Below are 16,317 nucleotides of genomic sequence, written 5' to 3'. Positions count from 1 at the left end.
CGGCGGCAATGTTCTGTCACGACAGTGCTTGTCCGCGAACTGTGCTGAATCCACAGCGATATGCCCGAGGACGAGGGTCAGTGTCCGGAGAACGTGATGTCGGCGGTGGCGAGCACGACATCGTCGGCGTCGACCGCGGTCACGCGCAGGCCGTCGGCCGTCGACCCGCCGCCGACGATGCGCACAGGCCTGTCCACGAGCACCGGGGCCACGGCTCGCACGTCGACCCTCGTCGGCGTGCGCCCCGGGGCGTGGCGGCGTGCGGCGTCGAGCAGCAGGATGCGCGTGAGCGGTCCGTGCACGAGCAGATCGGGCAGCCCCTCGACCTCGCGCGCCCACGCCCGGTCGTAGTGGATCAGGTGCGTGTTGAACGTGAGCGCGGAGAAGCGGAACAGCTGCCGGGCGTCGAGGGTCACCTCGTCGATCCATTCGGCGTCGCGCACGACCGACGGATCGGGCCGTGGCGCCCGCTGCGGCGCGTCGGGGTCAGCCGCCTCGAGGAATACGTCGTGCCATACGCTGCGCACAGCGACCGCTCCCCCGACCGCGTACTCGCGCTCGATGTCGACGAACGTCAGCCGCCCGCGCGAACCTGACTTGTCGGTCACCGTGCCGAGGGTGGTCGTCTGCGTGACCTCGTCGCCCACGCGGATCGGCCGCAGGAACTCGGTCGTCTCCCCCGCGTACATGCGCCGCGGCAGGTCGATCTCGGGCACGACGCCGTCGCGCGCGGGAGTCCCGTCAGGGCGCAGATCGGCGAGAGGCACGGCGAAGGGGAAGAACACGCCCTCCCACCCCGCGGGCAGCACGTCGCCCGCATCGAGCACGGGATCGGATGCTGCGAACGTGCCGCGATACGCCTCGACCGTCCCTCGCGCGATCGGCTCGGTGCGCACGACCTGCGACACGTCGCTCACGGCAGCACCCCGGCCGCCCGGAGCTCGGCGATGCGGGCGGCGTCGTACCCGGCGTACGTCGCGAGCACCTCGTCGGCGTGCTCGGCGAAGCGGTTCGCCGTGCGAGCGGGCGTCGCCGGCGTCTCGGAGAGCTTGATGGGCTGCCCGAACATGCGCAGCGTGCCGAGGTCGCCGTAGTCGGCTTCGACGATCATGTCGCGCTCGGCGGTACCCGGGTCGTCGACCACCTCGCCGATCGTCTTGATCGCGGTCAGCGGCACGACATCGCCCGCGAGGTCCTCGAGCTCCTGCTTGGTTCGGCTCGCGAGCCACCCGGCGACGATCGGCTTGACGCGACGCTCGTACACGTCGTCATCGAATCGCTTGCGCATGGTGTCGATCTCGGGGTCCTCCTTCAGCTCGGGGGTTCCGAAGAGGTCGCAGGACGCGTTCCAGAGCTTGTCGGTGTACGCGCCGAAGAACACCTGGCCGTCGGCGCAGTCGAACAGCTCGTAGGGCCGCACCCAGGCGTGCGCGTTGCCCTGCGGCGACGCGACGTTGCCGGTGACGGTGTAGTCGACCACCGCGGTCTCGGTGAGCGCGACGATGCTGTCGACCTGGGCGACGTCGACGACCTGCCCGACTCCCGTGGCCTCGGCGTGGCGGAGAGCTGCGAGCGTGCCGATCACCGCGAACAGGGTCGCCGAGAGGTCGCCGATCGTCACTCCGACGCGGACGGGTGGATGCTCGGCGTAGCCGTTCATCGACCAGATGCCGCCTGCCGCCTGCGCGGTGTTGTCGAATGCCGGGCGCCTGCTGCGCGACCCCGTGCGTCCGTACCCGGAGATCGCGGTGTAGACGAGGCGCGGGTTGACCTCGCGCAGCACCTCGTACCCCACTCCGAGCTTCTCCATCGTTCCGGGGCGGAAGTTCTCGACCAGCACGTCCGCGCCGCGGACGAGATCCTTCAGCACCTCCTTGCCCTCCGGGGTGGCGAGGTCGAGTCCGACGCCGAGCTTGCCGCGGTTGTACTGCGCGTAATAGGCGCTGAACTCCTCGTCGCCGTCGGTCAGGTAGGGCGGGAAGCCGCGCGAGACATCGGGGTCCCGGGGGTTCTCCACCTTGATGACGGTGGCGCCGAGGTCGGCGAGGGTCTGCGAGGCGTACGGACCGGCGAGCACGCGCGAGAGGTCGATCACGGTGACGCCGGCGAGGGCGCCGGGTGCGGGGAGGGTGGTGTCGATCATGCGGTGGTGACCTCCTGTACGGGTTCGATGGCGTCCAGCCCCGCGGCGGCGAACGCACGGGCGACGTTCGAGGCGGGGCGGACGTTGCGGAGCCGGGAGAGCCACACCGTGGTGGCGGCGAGGGCCTCGAGATCGAGCCCCGTCTCGATGCCCAGCCCGTGCAGCATCCACACGAGGTCCTCCGTCGCGAGATTACCGGTCGCGCCCTTGGCATACGGGCACCGGCCGAGTCCGCCGACCGACGCGTCGAATTCCGCGACCCCGAGCTGCAGCGCCGCGTGGACGTTCGCGAGGGATTGGCCGTAGGTGTCATGCAGATGCAGTGCGACTCCCTCGACCGGGATGCCGGCCTCGAACGCCTCCTCGATGATGGCGGCGGTGTGCCCGGGCGTGGCGACGCCGATCGTGTCGCTGAGAGCGATCGTGCGGGCGCCGGCCTCATGCAGCGCCACGGCCGCCGTGGTCACCGCGTCGTACCCGACCGCACCCTCCCACGGATCTCCGAACGCCATCGACACGTACCCGCGGACGGGGATGCCCTGCGCGGTGGCCGCCTCGATGACCTCGACGGCGCGGTCGATGGCACCGGCGCGGCTCGTGTTGAGGTTCGCCGCCGCGAACGACTCGGTGGCGCTGACGACGACCGACACCTCGCGGATGCCGGCATCCACCGCCCTCTGGAGACCGCGCAGATTCGGGACCAGTGCGACCGCTCGGGCGCCGTCCGGCACCTCGAGCGCGCCGACGACCTGCTCGGCGTCGGCCAGCTGGGGGATCCAGGTGGGCGGCACGAAGCTCGTGACCTCGACATCGCGGCTGCCCGCGGCGTACAGACGTCGGCACAGCTGCGCCTTGATCGGAGCGGGGATGATGTCGGTCTCGGCCTGCAACCCGTCGCGGGGTCCCACCTCGAAGACGGTGACGCGAGAGGGCAGCCCGTCCTCGCGGACGACCCGCGGTGCGGGCAGCGCGTCGCTCATGCGTCGCTCCCGCCTGCACGCAGCTCGGCGAGCACATCACGGGCATGCTCGACCCTGATGCGCCGATCGGCGACGATGCGGGCGGCGACGGCCCCGATCTCGTCGACAGACGCGCCGGCGGAGGCGGCGATCGTGCGGGCGTGCAGCGTCATGTGCCCGCGCTGGATGCCCTCGGCCGCCAGCGCCCGACACGCCGCGAGGTTCTGTGCGAGCCCCACCGCGGCGACCACGCTCGCGAGTTCCCTGGCGGTCTCGACGCCGAGCAGCCGCACCGCGGCCTGCGCCGACGGGTGTGCGCGCGTCGCACCGCCGACCAGACCGACAGCGAGGGGCACCTCGAGCGTGCCGACGAGGTTGCCGTCGGCATCCTTCTCGAACTGCGACAGCGCGGTGTACCCGCCGTCGCGGGCCGCGTGCGAGTGGCACCCCGACTCCACGGCCCTGGTGTCGTTGCCGGTGGCGAGCACGACCGCGGTGATGCCGTTCATGATGCCCTTGTTGTGCGTGGCCGCCCGGTAGGGATCGGCTTCGGCGAACGCGCTCGCGGCGACGATGTCGTCGACGACCTGGGCACCGCCCAGCAGCTCCGCGTCGAACACGGCGCGGGCTCTCGTGAGCCGCAGCTCCGCTTTGTTGGTGAGGATGCGCAGCAGGGTCCGGGTCCCGGAGAGCTCGGCGATGCGGGGGGCGATCGCCTCGGCCATCGTGTTCACCGCGTTCGCACCCATCGCATCCCGCACGTCCACGTGCAGGTGCACGATGACCTGCGTGCCGGCCCTGGTCGGCAACACGCGCACCGAGATTCCGAACGCGCCCCCGCCGAGCGACACGAGCACCGGGTCCTGCTCGTTCGCGAGGGCCAGCAGCTCGCTCTCGGCCTCCAGCAGCGCGAAGCGCGTGCCGTGCGGGTCGACGGCATCGAGCACCTGGATCTGCGCGATCATGACGTCGCCGGTGTACGACGTCGTGAAGCCGCCGTGCTCGCGGGCCATGCGCGCGGCGTTGGACGCCGCGGCGACCACACTCGGCTCTTCCGTCGCCATCGGCACGAGTCGATCGGTGCCGTCGATCGTGAAGTTCGTGGCGACGCCGACGGGGATGCCGACCATGCCCACGACGTTCTCGACCATGTGGTCGGCCTGAGCGAGCGAGAGGCCGTCATCGGGACGCAGCGCCTTCAGAGCGTCCGGCTCGATCCCGGCTCCCTCCGCGACGAGCGCGAGACGCTCGTCCGGGGTGTGATCGCGCAGTCCGGAGATTCGGCTGTTGGTCGGCATCGGCCACCTTCCTTCCATCCAGCCGCCGGGTCCGCGGCGCTGGGGTCACAGATGACACTAGGAGCGCGCGACGGGGTCGACGATGGGTGGAACACTCATCGCCCGGGCCGTTGTATATGCGGTCGACACATCCTTCCCGCCCCGAAGCGAACCTAGACTCGCAGCACACCCGACGCTCGACCCCGATCCCGATGCGCGAGGAGAAACGATGCCGTACACCGAATCCGCCGACGTACGCCTCTACTTCGAGGTCTTCGGCGACGCCGACTCCCCCGTCCTCGTGCTCGTCTCGGGCGGCGGCGCGCAACTGCTCAGCTGGGACGAGGAGTTCATCGCGCTCCTCGTCGCCGGCGGGCTGCGGGTCGTCCGCTTCGACAACCGCGACACGGGTCTCTCGCAGCTCTTCGGCGATGAGGACGAGGTCGACGGCGGCTACGACCTGATCGATCTCGCGGAGGACGTGCTTCGCGTCCTCGACGAGCTGGGGGTCGGGTCGGCCCACGTCGCCGGGCACTCGATGGGAGGGATGATGGCGCAGATGCTCGCGATCCACCACCCCGAGCGGGTGCGCAGCCTCGGGCTGCTCTCCACCCTCCCAGGGCAGTCGCCTCGGTACGTGCTGCACGGGGAGCGCCCGGAGCTCGCCGAGACGCCCGTGCGCGTGACCAGGGAGCAGGCCGTCGCCTTCGCCGCGACCGCGGTGCAGAGCGCCGCCGCCGGACGGTACGACCCGCAGGTCGACTGGCACGTGCGCGCCGCCGGCGAGGCCTACGACCGCGGCTACCACCCCGCCGGCTATTCCCGACAGTGGGCGGCGCTGCGCCGCGCCCCGGAGCGGCTCGAGGATCTGCGCGGTGTCCGCGTGCCGACGCTGGTCTTCCACGGGCGCGACGATGATGTGCTGCACTGGGCCGGCGCGGTCGACATCGCCGAGGCCGTGCCGGGCGCGGAGCTGCAGGTGCACCCCGACATGGGGCACCTGATTCCGCACGAGCTGTGGCCCGACCTCGCGGCCGCGCTGCTGCGCACCGCCGCGCGCGGCGAGGAGCAGCGCGGCGGCGATCGGATTTGAAGACCGCGACCGACATGCTCGACACTGAAGTCGGGCGCCGGCCGGCGCCCACCACCGCGGAGGGGACGACGATGCCCGAGCACGACGACGCGATCGCGTCGCTCCTCGACGCCGCCTACGACCCCGCGCTCGTCGGCCCGACCGGGGTCAGCGATGCCCTGCGCCGGCTCGGCGCGACCCAGGCGGACGCCGCGCTGCTCGCGGAGCGCGTGGCCCGCACCCAGCGGGAGCTGTCGCGCCTACGCCGCCGTGAGCACGAACTCACCGCGCTGTTCTCCAGCGCCCGCGAGCTCGCCGAGCTGCGCGACAGCGATGCCGTGCTCGCCCGACTCGTGCAGCGCGCGCGGGAGATGATGGGGGTCGATCTCGCGTATCTCTCCGAGTTCGATCCCGACACCGCAGAGCTGCGAGTGCGCGAGACGAGCGGATCCGTCAGCGCGTCGTTCCAGCAGTTGCGGGTGCCGCCCGGCCGCGGGCTCGCGAGCGTGGTCGTCGAGTCGCGTTCGGCCCACTGGGCGGCGGACTACACCACGTACACGGCCGATCGTCACGATGCCGGGATCGACGACGCGGTCTCCGCCGAGGGACTCGTGTCGCTTCTGGGCGTGCCGATGCTCAGCAGCGACGACGTGCTCGGCGTGCTGTTCGTCGGCAACCGCGAGCAGAAGGAGTTCTCACTCGACGAGGTCGCGTTGCTGTCGGCCCTGGCCGATCATGCGTCGGTGATCCTGCAGACGACCCAGACCCTTCGCGACCTGCGCGACTCGGAGGACTCGAGCCGCCGCACGCTGGAGAGCCTGACCGCCCACCTCGTCGAACGCGACCGCGCGAACACCGTGCACCAGGAGCTCGTGCAGGCGGTGCTCGCCGGCGGCGGCTTCGCCCCGGTCGCCGAGACGCTGGCGTCTGCGCTGGGGCGAGCGGTCGCGATCATCGATGCGCAGGAGAACGTGATCGCCGCGGCCGGCCTGCCGCTCGCGCCGGGCATGCTGTCGCTCGATGACCCGGTGCGAGCCGCTCTCGCCGAGAGCCGTCGCCACGGCCACTGCGTGCCGATCGCCGGCCCGGGTGTGCGAGCGGTCTCGGCGTTGACTGCGGGCAGCCGGCACTTCGGAGCCCTGCTGCTCGGCGATGGCGCGTTCGAACTGGGGGCTGTCGATCTGCGCACGATCGAGCGCGCGGCACAGGTCGGCGCGCTGCTCGAACTGCAACAGGAGGCGGCCTCGGGGGCGGATCGACGGGTGCGCAGCGAGTTGATCGCCGACCTGCTCGACGACGTACCCGAGCGCCGGTCCGACGTCGAGCGCCGTGCGCGGCGGCTCGCCGTCGATCTCGGGGCATTGGACTCGCTGCTCCTGCTGTCGGTGCCTGGCGATCAGCAGGCCGCGGCGGCGCGGGCGATCGCCCGGTCGCTCGACGACCGCGCCCTCGTCGGCGAGTACCGCGGCTTCGTCGTCGCCGCCTTCGCCGATTCGCGCGCCGACACGGATCCGGAGCGGGTACGTGCACAGGTCGCCGCCGCGATCGACGACACCGTGACCCTCGTCGTGCCCGCACCGCGCCGGGATCCGCTCCCCGCGGCGTTCCTCTCGGCCCGCCGCACCGCGCGACTGCTGACGGCGTTGGGGCTCGCCGGCCTGACCGCGCGCGTCGAGGACTTCCTCCCCTACTCGGCGGTGCTGGATGCGGATGCGGAGGGCCTTGCGACCTTCCTGCGCGACACGATCGGCGCTGTCCGCGACTACGATGCCGATCGCAATGCCGACCTGCTCGGCACTCTCCGCGCCTTCGTGCGCCACAACGCGAGCCCGACGCGCACCGCGCGCGCCCTGAACTTCCACACCAACACGATCCTCCAGCGCCTCGACCGACTCGACCACGTGCTCGGGGACGGGTGGCGCGACGACGAGAGGATGTTCCGCATCGGGATCGCCGTGCGGCTCGACGAGCTGCGCGAGCGGCTGCTCACTCCGAGCTCCTAGCGCTCCGCCTCCGCGTCGAAGATCTCGACGCCCGTCTGCGGGAACGGATGCGGACCGCGCGGGCCGAACACGAGCACGAGTTCGGCGACGGCATCCGATTCGTTCCGCACTCCGTGCCTCATCCCCTCCGGGGCGTAGAAGGCATCTCCCGACGAGAGCGTGCGCCGATCGTCGCCCGCGGTGACGACGACCTCGCCCCTGGTGACCACGTACAGCTCGTCCGAGCTGCCGGGCGAACAGCTGTCCGGGTCACCGCCGAGGTGATGGTGCTGTCCCTCCTCGGCACCCGGTTCCAGCGTGTACAGCATGACCGAGATGGGCAGCGACGTGGTCTGACGGAAGAACCACTCGATGCCGATGCTCCCGGCACCGTCGTAGAGCTCCCACTCGTGGTGGTCGTCGCCGCGCTTCTGCATGCGCATGGCGGTCTCCTCTCTCCGCTCAGGTGCGGTACAGCACCGGCATCGACTCGAGCAGGGTCCGCGTGTAGGGATGCGCGGGGGCGTTCATGACCTGCTCCCCCGTACCCTCCTCGACGACGCGGCCGCGATGCATCACCGCGACACGATGTGCGATGTGGTGCACCACCGACAGGTTGTGGGTGATGAACAGATACGTGACGCCGGAGTCCTTCTGCAGCTGCACGAGGAGGTTCAGCACCTGGGCCTGCACCGAGACGTCCAGTGCCGACGTCGGCTCGTCGAGGACGACGAACTCCGGTTCGGCCGCCATCGCCCTGGCGATCGCGATGCGCTGACGCTGCCCTCCCGAGAACTCGTGCGGGTAGCGACCTGCGGAGTCCATCGGCAGGGCCACGCGATCCAGCGCGTCGGCGATCCGCCGGCGACGCTCCTTCGCCCCGACGCCGGCAGCGACCAGCGGCTCGGCGATGGAGCGCGCGACGGTGAAGCGCGGGTCCAGGGAGTCGTTCGGGTCCTGGAAGACCATCTGCACACGCCGTCGATGGCGCCGCAGCGCGCTCCCGCGGATCCCGGTGACGTCCTTCCCGTCGAACTCGATCGTGCCGGCTGATGGCTTGCGCATCAGCAGGATCGCCCGCGCGAGCGTGCTCTTCCCCGACCCCGACTCGCCGACGAGCCCGAGCGTCTGCCCACGCGGCACAGAGAGGCTGACATCGTCGAGCGCGGTCATGGTGTCGCTGCCGTGCCCGAACAGCTGGGTGACGTTGCGCACGCGGAGCACATCGTCGGTCATGAGGCCTCCTCGAGAACGGGTGCGACCTCGGCGAAGTCGTTGACGGCGGGGATGACCGCGAGCGGAGAGCGCACGGGTACCGACGGACGAGGGATGCTCTCCAGCAGAGCGCGGGTGTACGGATGCCGTGGATCCTCGAGCACCCGGCGGGCGGATCCCGACTCGACGACGCGCCCGCGGTACATCACCGCGACGCGCTCGCAGAGCTGGCCGATCACGCCGAGGTCGTGGCTGATGAACAGCACGCCCATTCCCGTCTCGTCGCGCAGGGTGCGGATGAGGTCGAGGATCTGGGCCTGCACCGTCACGTCGAGGGCAGTCGTCGGCTCGTCGGCGACGAGGAGGTCGGGGCCGGCGGCCACCGCGATCGCGATCACGACGCGCTGTCGCTGCCCGCCGGACAGCTGGTGCGGGTAGTAGTCGAGGCGCTTCTCGGCATCGGGCATCTGCACGAGACGGAGGATCTCGAGCGCCCGCGACCGCGCCTGGCGCTTGTCGGCCTTGCCGTGGATCTGCAGCACCTCGGCGATCTGCGCCCCGATGCGCATGCAGGGGTTCAGAGCCGACATGGGCTCCTGGAACACCATCGAGGCGGCGAGACCACGGATCCTCCCCCAGTCGCGTTCACCCGCGTCGCTCATGTCGTGACCAGCCACGTCGAGCCGCCGCGCGGTCACGTGCGCGGAGTCGGGGAGCAATCCCATCATGGCGAGGGCGATGCTCGACTTGCCGCTGCCCGATTCGCCGATCACTCCGACGATCTCGCCCTTGCGCACGCGCAGCGAGACGCCGGAGACCGAGGGCGGGGCGCCGCCGTAGGCGATGCTGAGGTCGTCGACGCGGAGGGCGTCGGTGTCTTCGGTCATGCGCTTCTCGTTCCTGTCGAACGTGCGTGTGGTGCGGATGCCCCGACGCCGCGGGTCTCGCGGCGTCGGGGCGTGGCGTCACTGCGTCAGCCAGGCGTGGTCGAGGGCCGACCGCGCGTAGTAGGCGTCGTTGGTGTAGTCGTGCAGCTTGTTCGAGTCCCACACCTCGAAGTACACCGGCACGGCAGCTGGCACGAATTCGAGGGCCTTGTCGGCGGCCTCGGTCGCGAGCTGGGCGATGAGGTCGGTGTACTCCTCGGGCGTCGCCGCGGACTTCGCCTGCACGAGCAGCTCACGCGCTTTGTCGGCGTCGGGGTTGCCGTCCCAGTGGTTGTAGTACCCGCCCTCGAGCAGTACAGGCTCCAAGTAGTACGCGGCCGAGGCGCGGGGGCTGCCGGGGATCGCCACCAGGTCGGTCCAGGACTCACCGGTCGTGAAGATCGGCGAGATCTCGGCGATCGGCGTCGACTTGAGGTTGAGCGTGATGCCCGCCTCGGCGAGCTGCTGCTGCATCATCTCGTAGACCGGGTGGTGCGCGGCGGCCACATCTCCCAGGTAGCTGAGCGTGATCTCGGGGTTGGGCTGTCCGGCCTCCGCGAGCAGTCGCTTGGCCTCCTCGACGTCGCGCTCGTGATACGGCAGAGTGGTCGCATCTGTCGCGCCGGGGTCGCCCGCCGGCGGCACGAACGAGATGCCCGCATTGCCGAGCATCGCGGTGTCGACGATGGCCTGACGGTCGAGTGCGAGGGAGAACGCCCGACGCACGTCGAGGTCGGCCAGCGGACCGGACTCCGGGTTGATGTACACCGCGAGGTTCTGGCGGAACGCCGCGTCACCGAGGGTGAAGCCCGACGACGCCGCCTGCTGGGCGAGGCTGCCGTCGATGAACGCGGCGGCCTGCACGCTGCCCTGCTGCACGGCCGCGAGGAGCGTGTTCTCGTCGGGGTACAGCTCGAACACGATCGTGTCGATGTACGGCTCGTCGCCCCAGTAGTTCTCGTTCTTCTCCAGGGTCACCGAGACGCCCTGGTTCCACTCGGTCACCTGGTAGGCGCCGGTGCCGACGCTGCTGGTCTGGCGTTCCTCCTCCGACGCGTTGCCGTAGGCCTCCTCGCTGACGATGAGGAAGGTCTGTCGGGCCGAGACCGCATCGAGGAACGTGCCGTCCGGAGCACTGAAGCGGAACGTGACCTCGTAGTCGCCCGTCGCCTCGATGCTCTCCAGGAGGCTGAGGTACGTGGCGTTGGTGCCGCCGTCCTTGCGGGTCTCGAACGAGTACACCACGTCGCCGGCGTCGAACGGCGTGCCGTCGGCGAAGGTGACGTCGTCGCGCAGCTGGAACACCCACGTCGTGTCGTCCGTCTGCTCCCACTCCGTCGCGAGGGCCGGCTCGATCTCGCCGTCGTCGTCGCGGGTGAGCAGGGTGTCGTACGCCATCGAGTAGATGACCTCGGCCGCGATGGTCGAGGCGACCATCGGGTCGATTCCACCCGCCGATGGCTCGGCCGGCACACCCCAGGTGAGGGTTCCGCCGGCGACCGGATCGCCGGCGTCCTGGTCGCCGGTGCCGGTGCCGCCTCCGGCCGTGCATCCGGCGATCGTCAGGGTCGCGACGGCGAGTGCCGCCACCCCTGCCCAGTGTCGTCTGTTCATACCTCTACTCCGTTCGGGTGTGGTGCATGGGTGTGGTGCTGGCTGCGGGTGTGGTGCTGGCTGTGGGTGTGGTGCTGGCTGTGGACGTCGTGCTGGCTGTGGACGTCGCGCTGGCTGTGGGTGTCGCGCGGCGGTCGGACGATGTCGCGCCGCGGCGCTTCGACCGGCGCCCGAGCGAGAACGCGGGTTCGCGGCGCGGGGCGAGGTAGTCCTGCAGGCCGTCGGCGAGGAGGTTCCAGGCGGCGGAGAGCAGGATGATCACGAGCGACGGCAGGATGATGAGCAGCGGATTCATCTGCATGAACCGCGTGAACTCGCTGATCATCCGTCCGGCGGACGGCTCGGGGGCCTGCACTCCCTGGCCGAGATAGCTGAGCGCCGCCTCGATGAGCACGACCTGCGAGGCCACCGATGCGAACTGCACGAACAGCGGGGTGAGCACGTTGGGCAGCAGGTGCTCCACGATGACCCTGATCGGTCGCACCCCGCTCAGCGTGGCGGCGAGCACGAAGTCGCGCTCGCGGAGGGCGATCACCGGTGCGCGCATGACCCGCGCGAATCCCGGGGCGAACACGAGCCCGAGGGCGAGGATGAGCGGCCACGGTCCGTTGCCGATCACCACGCCGACCACCAGCGCCACGAGAATGGCCGGCAGCGCGAGCACCGCGTCGACGATGCGCATGATCACGGCATCCACCCAGCCGCCGACGTACCCGGCGAGGAGGCCGAAGAAGGTGCCGATCACGGCGCCGAGCAGGGCGGCCGCGCCGGAGATGACGAGGGTGGTGCGCGCCGCGAGAGCGAGGCGGGTGAAGGTGTCGCGGCCGAGGTTGTCGGTGCCCAGCGGGTTGTCGAGGCTCGGCGGCTGCAGCGCCGGTCCCGACGCGACGAACGGATCGTGCAGGGGCCACAGCGTCATCCAGCCGGCGATCACGAGGACGACCGCGAGGATCCCCGCTCCGCTCCAGAACGACGGACCGAACCGGCGGCGGCGCGGACGCCGTCCGGCGACCTGGGCGAGGGCGAGTTCTCTCGTGACGGTCATCGTGCGTGCACCCTCACTCGGGGATCGATCAGCGGATACAGCAGGTCGACGGCGAAGTTGATCACCACGTATACGACCCCGATGAGCAGCACGGTGGCCTGGATGATCGGATAGTCGGACGAGCGGATGCCGGTCAGCAGCAGCGACCCCATGCCGGGCAGCGAGAACACGGCCTCGATCACGACGGTTCCGCCGACGAGCGCGGCGAGCTCGATGCCGATGACGGTCATGACGGGGATCAGCGCGTTGCGCAGGGCATGACGCCCGACGAGCACCCCGGCCGACGCGCCCTTCGCCCGGGCCGTGCGGACGAAGTCCTGGCCGAGCGTGTCGAGCAGCGTGCCACGGGTGTAGCGCGCGATGATCGCGGCGAGCACGATCCCGATGAGGAGCGCGGGGAGGATCAACACGCCGATCGCGCGCAGCGGGTCGTTGGCAGCGCCCGAGTAGCCCACCAGCGGCAGACGCAGCGTGAGCGAGTTGACGAGGATCAGCACCGTGCCGAGGACGAACGGCGGGGTCGCGAGGAGCACGAACGAGAATCCGCGCACCAGGTGATCGGGAAGCCGCCGCCACCGGGTGGCCGCGAGCACACCGGCGGGGATGCCGAGCACCGTGCCGAACACGGTCGCCATGACGGCGAGGGTCAGGCTGAGCGGCAGACGGGCGGCGATCATGCTCGACACCTCGCCCGGCACCGTGATCGCCCGACCGAAGTCGCCCTGCACGACGCCGAGGAGCCACGCGAAGTACTGGGTGATCCACGGGCGGTCGAGGCCGAGGTCCGCCCGCAGCGCCGCGAGCTTCGCCGGGTCGGGGTTGGCCGGGTCGACGAACGCGGCGAGCGGGTCTCCAGGGATGATCCGCACCATCGAGAACACCAGCACCGAGAGGATGAACAGCACGAGCAGCGACGACAGGACGCGCTGGATGATGTACCGGGTCACGTGGGATCTCCCGGATCAGACGAGCGACATCGCGTCCGCTGCGGCGAACTCGCTGAGATCGTCGGTGGACTCGCCGTCGAGCGCGAGCTCTGCGAGCACCCTCCCGAGCGCGGGCGTGAACTTGAAGCCGTGTCCGGCCGCGAGGCCGACGATGATGTCGGGATGCTGCGGCAGGGCGCTCAGCACGAAGCGGCGGTCCTTCGTGAGGGCGTACTGGCAGGTGACGGTGCGCAGCGCCGGCCCCGACCCCGGGATCACGTCGTGCATGAACCCCGCGAGCTGCTCGATGAGTTCCGGCGAGGGCACGAATGAGCGGGTGTCCGGCGTCATCCGGTTCTCGGACACGTCGCGAGCGGCCTTGATGGTCGGCTCCCCGTAGGTCGGGAAGCCGTAGTAGCACTCGTCGTCCTCCCAGATCCACACAGGGAACGCCGACCGGTCGTACTGCTCCGGCTGCTCCGGGCGGAAGTAGGTGACCTGCTCCTGCATGACGTCGAGCGGGATGGCGGCGCCGAGCGGCTCGAGCAGCTCGTTGGTCCACGCGTCGGCGGTCACGATGACCTTGCCGACGCGGATGTCGCCCTGGGCGGTGCGCACGATGACGCCGTCGCCGTCCGGCTCGAGAGCGAGGACGGGTGTGCGGTCGCGGATGTCGGCGCCGTGCACGCGGGCACGCATCTGCAGCGTGGCGACGGTGCGTGACGCATGGGCGATGCCGGTGTCGGCGGTGTACACGGTCTCGACGTTCTCGGGCAGCCGGAACTGGGGCCAGCGGGCCTGCACCTCGGCCGGCGAGAGCAGCTCGTGCGCGACGTCGCACTCGGTCAGAGCCGCCGTGAAGTCCGACGCGGAGTACGGGCCGTCGGTCGGGATCATGATGACGCCGCCGGTGATCGTGAGAAGGCGCTCACCCGATTCGGCCTCGAGGTCCGCCCAGTCCCGGTAGGCGGACTGCGCGAGGCGCACGTAGGCGCTCGCGCCGTAGGACGTGCGCACGATGCGGGAGGTGTCGTGCGAGGCGCCGCGGACGTGACCGAGTTCGAACTGCTCGAGGGCGACCACCCTGGCTCCCCGACGGGCGAGGTGGTAGGTGGCGGCGCTGCCGAGCGCTCCCATCCCGACGACTGCGACCTCGAACGACTCCATGATGCTCCGTCTCTGACCTGGCCGCCGTCTGCCGTCGACCTGTTGTCGTTCAGTGTGGAGCGCATCGCGCGCGGGCGACTATGGGCGGTCCGTCCACGTTGTGGGCGCAGGAATGGAGGGTCGATACGGCGGGAGGCGTCGCCTGAGGGCGGTCCACTCCGCACGGGCGGGCGTCTCCATCCCGCGGTCCGTGAGGCGTTCTCCCGCCGCGCCGACCAGCAGAATCCGAGGGCTGCTCTGCACACCCGGAGACGACGAAAACCCCGCCTGAGCGGGGGTTTTCGTTCTGCTGGGGTACCTGGACTCGAACCAAGAACAACTGAACCAGAATCAGCCGTGTTGCCAATTACACCATACCCCAAGGGCGAAACCGGAGCCTCGCACCGAGAGTCAAGCCTACCCGAGCGGCGACCGGAATGCCAAAACGCCCGGCTCCGGTCGCCCGCCCGGGCGCGCCGTCATCGCGCCAGGAACTCCGCCAGACCGCGGAGGCGGCTGAGCGACTCGCTCTTGCCGATGAGCTCCATGGATTCGAAGAGCGGAGGCGACACCCGGCGACCGGTGATCGCGACGCGCGGCGGCCCGTAGGCGACGCGCGGCTTCAGCTCGAGGTTCTCGACGAGTGCGGTGGCGAGAGCATCCTGGATCGTCTCCGGCGTGAACTCGTCGACGGGCTCCAGCGCGGCGACGCAGGCCCGCAGCACCTCCGCGGCGTTTGCCGGGAGACCCTTCAGAGCGTCGGCGTCGTACGACACCTCGTCGACGAAGAGGAACCCGAGCATCCCCGGCACGTCGCCGAGCAGCTGCACGCGCTCCTGCACGAGCGGTGCGGCGCGGAACGCGAGCACGAGCTGCTCGTGGGTCGGCTCGTCGAAGAGACCGGCGGCGGCGAGGTACGGGATGGTGCGTTCGGCGAAGTCCTTCTCCTCCAGCATCCGGATGTGGTCCCCGTTGATCGACTCGGCCTTCTTCTGATCGAAGCGCGCCGGGTTCGGGTTGACGTTCGTGATGTCGAACGCCGCGATGAACTCGTCGAGCGAGAACACGTCGCGGTCGGGACCGATCGACCATCCGAGCAGAGCCAGATAGTTGAGCAGGCCCTCATGGATGAAGCCCCGCTCGCGGTGCAGGAAGAGATCGGCCTGCGGGTCGCGCTTCGAGAGCTTCTTGGTTCCGGTCTCCCCCAGCACGAGCGGCATGTGGGCGAATCGGGGCACGAACGTCGTCACGCCGGCGTCGATGAGGGCCGCGTAGAGGGCGAGCTGACGCGCTGTCGAGGGCATGAGGTCCTCGCCGCGCAGCACATGGGTGATTCCCATGAGCGCGTCGTCGACGGGGTTCACGAACGTGTAGAGCGGGATGCCGTTGGGGCGCACCACGACGAAGTCGGGGAAGGAGCCCGCGGGGAAGGTCACCTCACCGCGGATGAGGTCGACGTACGTGACGTCCTCATCGGGCACGCGCAGACGCAGCGCGGGCTGACGACCCTCTGCGCGGAAGGCGGTCTTCTGCTCGTCGGTCAGGTTCCGGTCGAAGTTGTCGTAGCCGAGCTGCTTGGCCCGGCCTGCGGCCTCGTTGCGGGCGTCGATCTCCTCGGCGGTCGAGTAGCTCTCGTAGAGCGCCCCGGTGGCGAGCAGCTTGTCGATGACACCTCGGTAGATGTCGTGGCGCTCCGACTGCCGGTACGGGGCGTGCGGGCCGCCGACCTCGACGCCCTCGTCCCAGTCGATCTTCAGCCAGGTGAGCGCGTCGACGAGCTGCCGGAAGCTCTCCTCGCTGTCGCGCGCGGCGTCGGTGTCCTCGATGCGGAACACCATCTTCCCGCCGTTGTGTCGGGCGTACGCCCAGTTGAACAGAGCGGTGCGGACCATGCCGACATGCGGCAGACCGGTCGGCGAGGGGCAGAAGCGGACGCGGACGTCAGCGCCGCTGGCCGTCGTCGTGGAGGGGTGAGGAGTAGCCATAGCCCTTCGATTCTACGGCGCGGGCGT

Annotated in this window: 14 protein-coding genes and 1 tRNA gene; 2 read left to right on the top strand and 13 right to left on the bottom strand. The window is 70.4% G+C overall.

Features of this window, described 5'->3' with window-relative positions:
* Window positions 1-77: 77 nt before the first annotated feature.
* From FSY98_RS15090 to FSY98_RS15075, 4 genes are read right to left on the bottom strand one after another with little or no spacing between them, the layout of a single operon-like run.
* A complete protein-coding gene (locus FSY98_RS15090; RefSeq protein ID WP_222119178.1) occupies window positions 78-917 on the bottom strand; it encodes a MaoC family dehydratase N-terminal domain-containing protein in 840 nt (279 codons plus the stop codon).
* Window positions 914-2,143: a CaiB/BaiF CoA-transferase family protein gene (locus tag FSY98_RS15085; protein WP_144877448.1), complete on the bottom strand. Its 1,230-nt coding sequence runs from the start codon at window positions 2,141-2,143 to the stop codon at window positions 914-916. The genes FSY98_RS15090 and FSY98_RS15085 overlap by 4 nt, the downstream gene beginning before the upstream one ends.
* Window positions 2,140-3,123 (bottom strand): hydroxymethylglutaryl-CoA lyase, encoded by a 984-nt coding sequence (locus FSY98_RS15080; RefSeq protein ID WP_144877447.1) that lies wholly within the window; start codon window positions 3,121-3,123, stop codon window positions 2,140-2,142. Before FSY98_RS15080 ends, FSY98_RS15085 begins: the two co-directional genes overlap by 4 nt.
* Window positions 3,120-4,400 carry a hydroxymethylglutaryl-CoA reductase, degradative gene (locus tag FSY98_RS15075; RefSeq protein ID WP_144877446.1) on the bottom strand — a complete coding sequence of 427 codons (1,281 nt, stop codon included), beginning with the start codon at window positions 4,398-4,400 and terminating at the stop codon, window positions 3,120-3,122. The genes FSY98_RS15080 and FSY98_RS15075 overlap by 4 nt, the downstream gene beginning before the upstream one ends.
* A gap of 208 nt (window positions 4,401-4,608) precedes the next feature.
* Between FSY98_RS15075 and FSY98_RS15070 the strand changes: the two genes are divergently transcribed.
* Both FSY98_RS15070 and FSY98_RS15065 read left to right on the top strand, forming a co-directional pair.
* Window positions 4,609-5,472, top strand: a complete 864-nt coding sequence (locus FSY98_RS15070; RefSeq protein ID WP_186307705.1) for an alpha/beta fold hydrolase — start codon at window positions 4,609-4,611, stop codon at window positions 5,470-5,472.
* A gap of 71 nt (window positions 5,473-5,543) precedes the next feature.
* Window positions 5,544-7,454, top strand: a complete 1,911-nt coding sequence (locus tag FSY98_RS15065; RefSeq protein ID WP_144877764.1) for a GAF domain-containing protein — start codon at window positions 5,544-5,546, stop codon at window positions 7,452-7,454.
* On the opposite strand, the gene FSY98_RS15060 is transcribed toward FSY98_RS15065, so the two are convergent.
* From FSY98_RS15060 to gltX, 9 genes are all read right to left on the bottom strand, one after another.
* Window positions 7,451-7,876 carry a cupin domain-containing protein gene (locus FSY98_RS15060; protein ID WP_144877444.1) on the bottom strand — a complete coding sequence of 142 codons (426 nt, stop codon included), beginning with the start codon at window positions 7,874-7,876 and terminating at the stop codon, window positions 7,451-7,453. The genes FSY98_RS15065 and FSY98_RS15060 overlap by 4 nt on opposite strands.
* A gap of 19 nt (window positions 7,877-7,895) precedes the next feature.
* Window positions 7,896-8,669 carry an ATP-binding cassette domain-containing protein gene (locus FSY98_RS16860; protein WP_222119177.1) on the bottom strand — a complete coding sequence of 258 codons (774 nt, stop codon included), beginning with the start codon at window positions 8,667-8,669 and terminating at the stop codon, window positions 7,896-7,898.
* A complete protein-coding gene (locus tag FSY98_RS16855) occupies window positions 8,666-9,535 on the bottom strand; it encodes an ABC transporter ATP-binding protein (protein ID WP_222119176.1) in 870 nt (289 codons plus the stop codon). Before FSY98_RS16855 ends, FSY98_RS16860 begins: the two co-directional genes overlap by 4 nt.
* Before the next feature lie 78 nt (window positions 9,536-9,613).
* Window positions 9,614-11,188 carry an ABC transporter substrate-binding protein gene (locus FSY98_RS15050; protein ID WP_144877443.1) on the bottom strand — a complete coding sequence of 525 codons (1,575 nt, stop codon included), beginning with the start codon at window positions 11,186-11,188 and terminating at the stop codon, window positions 9,614-9,616.
* A gap of 4 nt (window positions 11,189-11,192) precedes the next feature.
* The gene (locus FSY98_RS15045; RefSeq protein ID WP_144877442.1) at window positions 11,193-12,233 is read right to left on the bottom strand and encodes an ABC transporter permease; all 1,041 of its coding nucleotides are present in this window, start codon (window positions 12,231-12,233) and stop codon (window positions 11,193-11,195) included.
* A complete protein-coding gene (locus tag FSY98_RS15040) occupies window positions 12,230-13,180 on the bottom strand; it encodes an ABC transporter permease (RefSeq protein ID WP_144877441.1) in 951 nt (316 codons plus the stop codon). Before FSY98_RS15040 ends, FSY98_RS15045 begins: the two co-directional genes overlap by 4 nt.
* 15 nt (window positions 13,181-13,195) lie before the next feature.
* Window positions 13,196-14,326 (bottom strand): N-methyl-L-tryptophan oxidase, encoded by a 1,131-nt coding sequence (gene solA / locus FSY98_RS15035; protein ID WP_144877440.1) that lies wholly within the window; start codon window positions 14,324-14,326, stop codon window positions 13,196-13,198.
* 289 nt (window positions 14,327-14,615) lie between these two features.
* Window positions 14,616-14,687, bottom strand: a tRNA-Gln gene (locus FSY98_RS15030).
* A gap of 97 nt (window positions 14,688-14,784) precedes the next feature.
* Window positions 14,785-16,290: a glutamate--tRNA ligase gene (gltX, locus tag FSY98_RS15025; protein ID WP_144877439.1), complete on the bottom strand. Its 1,506-nt coding sequence runs from the start codon at window positions 16,288-16,290 to the stop codon at window positions 14,785-14,787.
* Window positions 16,291-16,317: the final 27 nt, after the last annotated feature.

The sequence above is a fragment of the Microbacterium sp. 1.5R genome (assembly GCF_007667425.1).
Taxonomy (GTDB): Bacteria; Actinomycetota; Actinomycetes; order Actinomycetales; family Microbacteriaceae; genus Microbacterium.
The sequence above is the reverse complement of the archived record's forward strand: the minus strand, read 5'-3'. Positions and strand labels throughout refer to the sequence as shown.

Bases quoted from the DNA above. Each gene is read 5' to 3' on its own strand.
- FSY98_RS15085 (WP_144877448.1), bottom strand. From the start codon at position 2,143: ATGATCGACACCACCCTCCCCGCACCCGGCGCCCTCGCCGGCGTCACC.
- FSY98_RS15080 (WP_144877447.1), bottom strand. From the start codon at position 3,123: ATGAGCGACGCGCTGCCCGCACCGCGGGTCGTCCGCGAGGACGGGCTG.
- FSY98_RS15075 (WP_144877446.1), bottom strand. From the start codon at position 4,400: ATGCCGACCAACAGCCGAATCTCCGGACTGCGCGATCACACCCCGGAC.
- FSY98_RS15070 (WP_186307705.1), top strand. From the start codon at position 4,609: ATGCCGTACACCGAATCCGCCGACGTACGCCTCTACTTCGAGGTCTTC.
- FSY98_RS15065 (WP_144877764.1), top strand. From the start codon at position 5,544: ATGCCCGAGCACGACGACGCGATCGCGTCGCTCCTCGACGCCGCCTAC.
- FSY98_RS15060 (WP_144877444.1), bottom strand. From the start codon at position 7,876: ATGCGCATGCAGAAGCGCGGCGACGACCACCACGAGTGGGAGCTCTAC.
- FSY98_RS16860 (WP_222119177.1), bottom strand. From the start codon at position 8,669: ATGACCGACGATGTGCTCCGCGTGCGCAACGTCACCCAGCTGTTCGGG.
- FSY98_RS16855 (WP_222119176.1), bottom strand. From the start codon at position 9,535: ATGACCGAAGACACCGACGCCCTCCGCGTCGACGACCTCAGCATCGCC.
- FSY98_RS15050 (WP_144877443.1), bottom strand. From the start codon at position 11,188: ATGAACAGACGACACTGGGCAGGGGTGGCGGCACTCGCCGTCGCGACC.
- FSY98_RS15045 (WP_144877442.1), bottom strand. From the start codon at position 12,233: ATGACCGTCACGAGAGAACTCGCCCTCGCCCAGGTCGCCGGACGGCGT.
- solA (WP_144877440.1), bottom strand. From the start codon at position 14,326: ATGGAGTCGTTCGAGGTCGCAGTCGTCGGGATGGGAGCGCTCGGCAGC.
- gltX (WP_144877439.1), bottom strand. From the start codon at position 16,290: ATGGCTACTCCTCACCCCTCCACGACGACGGCCAGCGGCGCTGACGTC.